At 58.3% G+C, this 6,156-nt stretch carries 7 protein-coding genes; 3 read left to right on the forward strand and 4 right to left on the reverse strand.

Features of this window, described 5'->3' with window-relative positions; all coding sequences use genetic code 11:
- Positions 1 to 332: 332 nt before the first annotated feature.
- The 4 genes from ACR0IP_RS21470 to ACR0IP_RS21485 all read right to left on the reverse strand — a co-directional run bounded on the left by ACR0IP_RS21470 (position 333) and on the right by ACR0IP_RS21485 (position 2,711).
- Positions 333 to 905, reverse strand: coding sequence for a cob(I)yrinic acid a,c-diamide adenosyltransferase (locus ACR0IP_RS21470; protein WP_419737778.1), 573 nt, complete (start codon positions 903 to 905; stop codon positions 333 to 335).
- A 2-nt stretch (positions 906 to 907) separates the two neighbouring features.
- Complete coding sequence (locus tag ACR0IP_RS21475; RefSeq protein WP_170380419.1) at positions 908 to 1,108, reverse strand: twin transmembrane helix small protein; 201 nt, start codon at positions 1,106 to 1,108, stop codon at positions 908 to 910.
- Between the two features lie 79 nt (positions 1,109 to 1,187).
- A complete protein-coding gene (locus tag ACR0IP_RS21480) occupies positions 1,188 to 2,015 on the reverse strand; it encodes an SDR family NAD(P)-dependent oxidoreductase (RefSeq protein ID WP_480527867.1) in 828 nt (275 codons plus the stop codon).
- A 69-nt stretch (positions 2,016 to 2,084) separates the two neighbouring features.
- Positions 2,085 to 2,711: an SH3 domain-containing protein gene (locus ACR0IP_RS21485; protein WP_480527869.1), complete on the reverse strand. Its 627-nt coding sequence runs from the start codon at positions 2,709 to 2,711 to the stop codon at positions 2,085 to 2,087.
- 202 nt (positions 2,712 to 2,913) lie between these two features.
- Here ACR0IP_RS21485 and parC point away from each other — a divergent pair, with 202 nt between their 5' ends.
- The 3 genes from parC to ACR0IP_RS21500 all read left to right on the forward strand — a co-directional run.
- A complete protein-coding gene (gene parC, locus ACR0IP_RS21490; protein ID WP_480527870.1) occupies positions 2,914 to 5,262 on the forward strand; it encodes a DNA topoisomerase IV subunit A in 2,349 nt (782 codons plus the stop codon).
- 97 nt (positions 5,263 to 5,359) lie between these two features.
- Positions 5,360 to 5,950 (forward strand): hypothetical protein, encoded by a 591-nt coding sequence (locus tag ACR0IP_RS21495; RefSeq protein WP_170380416.1) that lies wholly within the window; start codon positions 5,360 to 5,362, stop codon positions 5,948 to 5,950.
- A gap of 115 nt (positions 5,951 to 6,065) precedes the next feature.
- Positions 6,066 to 6,156 (forward strand): GTP-binding protein (locus tag ACR0IP_RS21500; protein WP_215675807.1); only part of this gene is annotated, 91 nt, incomplete at its 3' end.

Here is a 6,156-nt window from a genome sequence, read left to right on the forward strand (position 1 = left end):
CTTACAAAAACGGCAAGCCGCGTCGCGACTCCACCAATGCTCTCGCGGGACTAGATAGCGACTCAATCTCATCGACAACAGAGCAAAATCGTCACGTCATGGGCTTGAGACGTCGCGTTTTGTGTTTTTTGACGAATAGGGAGCGGAGATTTTTTGACGGTTGGCCGACGATGGTGGGATTTGGTTGCCGGTGGCCAACCCGTCCAACTGAACCAAGAAGACTGATTGTTTTGGTTAGCGGTGCGCCGAGTATACAACGCTTTACGCCCACCCTTCGGGCTGGGGCTCCACCCTTCCGGCCGTCTGGACGTCCACTGGACGTCCCGACGCTTTCAGCGGTTCGCGCCCGGAACCCACAAGACATCATCCTTGCCGCTATTGTTGGCGCAGCGGGCGGCGACGAAGAACCAATCACTCAGACGGTTCAGGTATTTGACCGCGACCTCGTTGACAGGCTCCATGTTGGTCAGTTCAACAGCTAGACGCTCGGCCCGGCGCGAGACGGTGCGGCAGACGTGCAGATGCGCTGCCAAAGCCGAGCCGCCGGGCAGGATGAAGCTGCGCAGTGGTTCAAGATCGGTATTCATCGCGTCGATTTCAGCCTCGAGCCGGTCGATCTGAGCAGGCGCGATGCGCAGCGGCGGGTAGTCGGCCTCGGCATCTTTTTCCATGTCGGGCCGGCAGAAATCAGCCCCCAGATCGAACAGGTCATTCTGTATGCGGGCCAAGGCGGCGTCGGTTTCACCCTCGGCTTCTGTCCGGGCGACGCCGACAAAGGCGTTCAACTCATCAACCGTGCCATATGCGGCCACGCGGCCCGAGTATTTCGCAACCCGTTCGCCATTGCCCAAAGCGGTTTTTCCGTCGTCGCCTGTGCGCGTGTAGATTTTGTTCAGAACGACCATCTTCAAACTCCTTGTCCGCGCAAGAAGACGTAAAGCACAATTAGCAATACGGCAATGAATTGAAAGAGGATGCGCAGGCGCATCATTTTGTTGCTTTTCTTGGCGGCGTCCATGCCGCTTTTACCGAAATTTGCGATGCCAAGGGTCAGCACGACGACAACCGCCGCCATCGCCAAGAGCAAAACGACCATCAAAGGGTCCATCGTCAGTCACCGTCCGCTTTTTCTTTGGGTGCGCCTGATCTAGCGCCTGCGGGGCCAAAAGCGAACGAGAAATATTGCCTCAGATGTCTGACAGGATGCGGTCGATGGCTTTTGTTGGCAGAATTCGCCGCAAATAGCCCGCAATATAGGTCGGGGTCGTCACGTAATAGCGCGCCTTGGGCCGTTTCGCTTCGACCGCATGGGCCAGCTTGTTGGTAACCGCCGAGGCAGGCAGCTCGAACGCGTCTGGGCCAGAGCCTTCGTAGAGCCGTTTCAGCAAAGATGCCTCATACCTGTCACGCAAGACCGAGTTCTCCCAATCCACGAACCGCTCGAACACCGGGATCGCCTTTTCGCGGATTTTCGACGTGATTGGACCGGGTTCGATCAGGATGACTTTGACGCCGCTGCCGCGTAGTTCCAGGCGCATCGTGTCGGTCAGACCTTCGATCGCGTATTTGGTGGCGACATAGGCGCCGCGCCAGGGGAACGCGACCAACCCCAGAACCGAGGAGTTCTGGACAATGCGCCCATGACCCTGTTCACGCATGACGGGAATGACCTGCCGCGTCAGCTCGTGCCAGCCGAAGACATTCGATTCGAAGATGAACCGCAAACCGTTGGTCGGAACATCTTCGACCGCGCCGGGCAGTCCGTGCGCCCCGTTGTTGAACAGGGCGTCCAAAGTGCCTCCGGTGGCCTCAAGAACCTCGGCCAGTCCGGCTGTGATGCTGTCTGTGTCCTGATAGTCGATTCGTGGGCTTTCAAATCCCTGCGCGCGCAGCCTGTCGCAATCACGCTGCTGGCGGCACGAGGCAAAGACGCGCCAACCGCGTGCACGCATACCGTGTGCTGCATCCAGGCCGATGCCGGACGAGCAGCCGGTAATAAGAATTGATTTCTGCATGATGGCCCCGAACCTCAACGTCCCCAACACCTAGGCTGCGAGAGGAAACAGGGCAATGACGCCCGGACGTCAGTTTGTGGTTTTGCGGACCAGTGATGCCGAAATCCATCCGACCTGTTGCCCGGGAAACACGCGTGTGCGCAACCAACCCGTGCCGGAATCGCTCAGGACCTCGACCCGTTGTCCGATCGTGGCCTTACCGATGATGGGATAGATCGTGCCCGGCCCGTCACGCATGTTGACGCGAGTGCCAGAGATTTCTCGGATGTCCTTTTCGGGCTCTGTGACAGGTGACACAGCAGGTTCGGCATCGGTTGTGACTTGCTGCATCGCCGCTACGCCGCCTTCCAGCGAGGCCAGCGTCAGCGTCACATCCTGATCTTCGAACAGGGACGGATTCGCCTGCAGTCCGGCTGCAACCTGAGACAGAAGCGCCTTGGTTTCTTCCTCACCCAGAACAGGTTCTGGTTCTGCAATAAACTCAATAACAGGGATGGGTTGAACTGCGGCGCGGGTCACCAACTCCTCAACCGGTGCGGCAGCCGGAGGCGTCGCCTTGGGTGCAGGTTCGAACGTGGCCGCCATACGCTGCGGATTGTCACTGCGCAGGCCGCGCGGCTCGAAATCGGGGCCTCCGCTCATGACGTAGAAGGCCCAGCCAAGGGCGACAAAAGTAACAAGTATCAGGCGCGTCATGACGCTTCCCCCCGAAGAAATCGTAAATACAAGAATTGGCAGCAGTTTAATTCATGAGACCATAGCATATTTCGAGGCGGGAGTCGAAAAATGGGGGAAATCCGTGGGTTGCCTCCCCCTGTTGCAAAAAGCGCGACTTGTCCCCAGTAAAATAAGTCTTGGTTGCTTTACCAAGCTGCGCTTGCGTCGTATCACATCATATATGAACGATACGATCGACGACCCCAACATGGAGGCCCCTGACAATGGGGGCGAGGTAGCCGAACCGCTACGCCGCGCAATTGGTGAGCGCTATCTGACCTATGCGCTGTCCACCATCATGCATCGGGCGCTGCCGGATGCGCGTGATGGTTTGAAACCGGTTCACAGGCGAATCCTCTATGCGATGAGGGAACTACGACTCAGTGCAACCGGAGGTTTCCGGAAGTCTGCGAAGATCTCGGGCGATGTGATGGGTAACTACCATCCGCATGGTGACGCCGCGATTTACGACGCGATGGCGCGTCTGGCCCAGGATTTCAACGTGCGCTACCCGCTGGTCGACGGGCAGGGGAATTTCGGCAATATCGACGGCGATAACCCGGCGGCCTCGCGTTACACCGAAGCGCGGATGACCATCGTGGCCGAGGCGCTGCTGGAAGGTCTGAACGAAGACGCCGTTGATTTCCGCGACAATTATGATGGGACGCTGACTGAGCCGGTCGTACTGCCCGCTCAGTTCCCGAACCTGTTGGCGAATGGTGCCAGCGGTATTGCCGTGGGCATGGCGACGAATATCCCGCCGCATAATATCTCGGAACTCTGCGACGCTTGTCTGCATCTGATCAAAACGCCAGATGCGCGCGACGACACTCTGCTAAACTACGTGCCCGGCCCGGATTTCCCGACCGGCGGCGTGATCGTCGAGCCGCCCGAGAATATCGCCCAAGCCTATCGCACCGGGCGCGGGTCCTTCCGGCTGCGCTGTAAGTTCGAGGTCGAGGATCTGGGTCGTGGTCAGTGGCAGATCGTGGTCACCGAGATCCCCTATCAGGTTCAGAAATCCAAGCTGATCGAAAAGATCGCAGAACTGATCCAGACCAAGAAAATCCCGATTCTCGCCGATGTGCGCGACGAATCCGCCGATGACATCCGTCTGATCCTCGAGCCGCGTTCCAAGAACGTGGATCCCGAGGTGCTGATGGGCATGCTTTATCGCAACTCGGACCTTGAGGTGCGGTTCAGCCTGAACATGAACGTGCTGATCGACGGTGTGACGCCTAAAGTCTGCTCGATGAAAGAAGTGCTGCGCGCCTTCCTCGATCACCGGCAAGAGGTCCTGATCCGTCGCTCGCGTCACCGCATGGCGAAGATCGACCATCGGCTGGAGGTATTGGAGGGCTTTATCGTCGCCTTCCTCAATCTCGACCGTGTGATCGACATCATTCGCTACGACGACGACCCTAAAGCAGCGCTGATGCGCGAGGATTGGGGCATCGACCACGTTCGTGCTACAGATGAGTCCGATTACATCTCGCCCAAACCGGGCGAGGGCGAGCTTTCCGAAGTTCAGGTCGACGCGATCCTCAACATGCGCCTGCGCAGCCTGCGTCGTCTCGAAGAGATGGAACTGGTCCGTGAGCGTGACGAGCTAATGCTGGAACGCGCCAATCTGGAAGACCTACTGGCCGACCCCGCTCTGCAATGGGCCAAGATCGCCGAACAGTTGAAAGAGACCAAGAAGACCTTCGGCAAAAACTATGAAGGCGGCGCGCGCCGTACCCGGTTCGCCGAGGCCGGGCAGGTCGAGGAAGTGCCGCTTGAGGCGATGATCGACAAGGAGCCGATCACGGTGGTCTGCTCTCAGATGGGTTGGATTCGGGCCATGACCGGTCACATCGACCTCAAGCGCGAATTGAAGTTCAAAGATGGCGACGGCCCCCGGTTCATCTTCCATGCGGAAACCACGGATCGGTTGCTAGTGTTCGCGTCGAACGGGCGGTTCTATACGGTCAGCGCCGCGAACCTGCCCGGCGGGCGGGGCATGGGTGAGCCGCTACGCTTGATGGTCGACCTGCCAAACGAAGCGCAAATCATCGACATCCTGATCCACAAACCGGGGCGCAAGCTGCTGGTGGCCTCCGACGCAGGCAACGGCTTTATGGTGCCTGAAGATGACGTTCTGGCCCAGACCCGCAATGGGAAACAGGTGCTGAACGTCAAGGGCGACGAGACGGCGATGATCTGCAAGCCGGTCGATGGCGACCACGTCGCAGTGGTCTCGCAGAATGGCAAGTTCCTGGTCTTCCCGACCGTAGAGCTGCCCGAGATGACACGAGGCAAAGGCGTGCGCTTGCAGAAATATAATATGGCGCGCGGCCGGCAGGGCACGTTGGAGCTGGATGGCGGCCTGTCCGATATCACCACGTTCAACTGGGAAGAAGGGCTCAAGTGGTCCATGGGCGGCGAAAAAACCCGGCACGAGGCGGATATGTCCCAATGGCTGGCCAAACGCGCCAGCGTTGGGAAAAAGCCTCCTTATGGCTTCCCGCGTGACTATAAATTCTCGTGACCTGACGAGGGTTTCGGGTGAAATCCGCCGATACGGCTTGGCACATGCCGTATCGGTGCGCTAGATCAAAGAAAAACAGGCCTATCGAGACGAGATCATGCTGCGCATTTTGACCCTGATTACTGGACTGGCCCTCATGGGCGCCTGCACGCAGACGCAAGTGTATGAAGAACCCGAGTCGTTGGGGGAATTCAAGCTACGCGTAAACTACGCCTTCGCAGAGAAAGCCCGCCAAGGTCCGGTCTCGCGTGATGCGACTCCGAAAGAATGGGAAAACGCCATTCAGAACGCGGTTGATATCCGTCTCGGCCGTTATGAAGGTGCACAGGAATACGACATCGGTATCAGCCTCGAAGGCTACATGCTGGCGCCTCCGGGAATTCCCGTGATCTACAATCCCAAAAGCACGGCGATTGTTCTGGTCAACGTCTACGATGTGAAGAAGAAAGAATTCCTCGCCAAGGGCAAGCAGTTCCAGGTTTTGGAAGACACGACCGGAGAGAGCGCTCTGACAGGATCGGGCAATACCCGCACCAAAGAAGAGCAGATGAGCGGCCTTGCCCTGAAAGTTGCCGACCGAGTCGAAGAGTGGTTGGCCGAAGAACACAAGGACAATGGTTGGTTTGACCGGCGTCCGGACCTGATCCAGCCGCTGGAAACGAGCGAGCTCACGCAGAATCCGGCGTGATCGGCGCATTTCCCTCAGGATGTGCTTGATTTTCCCCTTTGAACCAAATATCTCGCGCGCGCAGATGTAACCACGGGACCAAGGGTCCCCCAAATCGCAAAAGGGCGCCTGAGGAATGGCAAAGGAAAAGTTTGAGCGTACAAAACCGCACGTCAACATCGGCACGATTGGGCACGTTGACCATGGTAAGACGACGCTGACCGCAG

The organism is Ruegeria sp. AL11 (genome assembly GCF_056540865.1).

Bases quoted from the DNA above. Each gene is read 5' to 3' on its own strand.
- ACR0IP_RS21495 (WP_170380416.1), top strand. From the start codon at position 5,360: ATGCTGCGCATTTTGACCCTGATTACTGGACTGGCCCTCATGGGCGCC.
- ACR0IP_RS21480 (WP_480527867.1), bottom strand. From the start codon at position 2,015: ATGCAGAAATCAATTCTTATTACCGGCTGCTCGTCCGGCATCGGCCTG.
- ACR0IP_RS21470 (WP_419737778.1), bottom strand. From the start codon at position 905: ATGGTCGTTCTGAACAAAATCTACACGCGCACAGGCGACGACGGAAAA.
- parC (WP_480527870.1), top strand. From the start codon at position 2,914: ATGAACGATACGATCGACGACCCCAACATGGAGGCCCCTGACAATGGG.
- ACR0IP_RS21485 (WP_480527869.1), bottom strand. From the start codon at position 2,711: ATGACGCGCCTGATACTTGTTACTTTTGTCGCCCTTGGCTGGGCCTTC.
- ACR0IP_RS21475 (WP_170380419.1), bottom strand. From the start codon at position 1,108: ATGGACCCTTTGATGGTCGTTTTGCTCTTGGCGATGGCGGCGGTTGTC.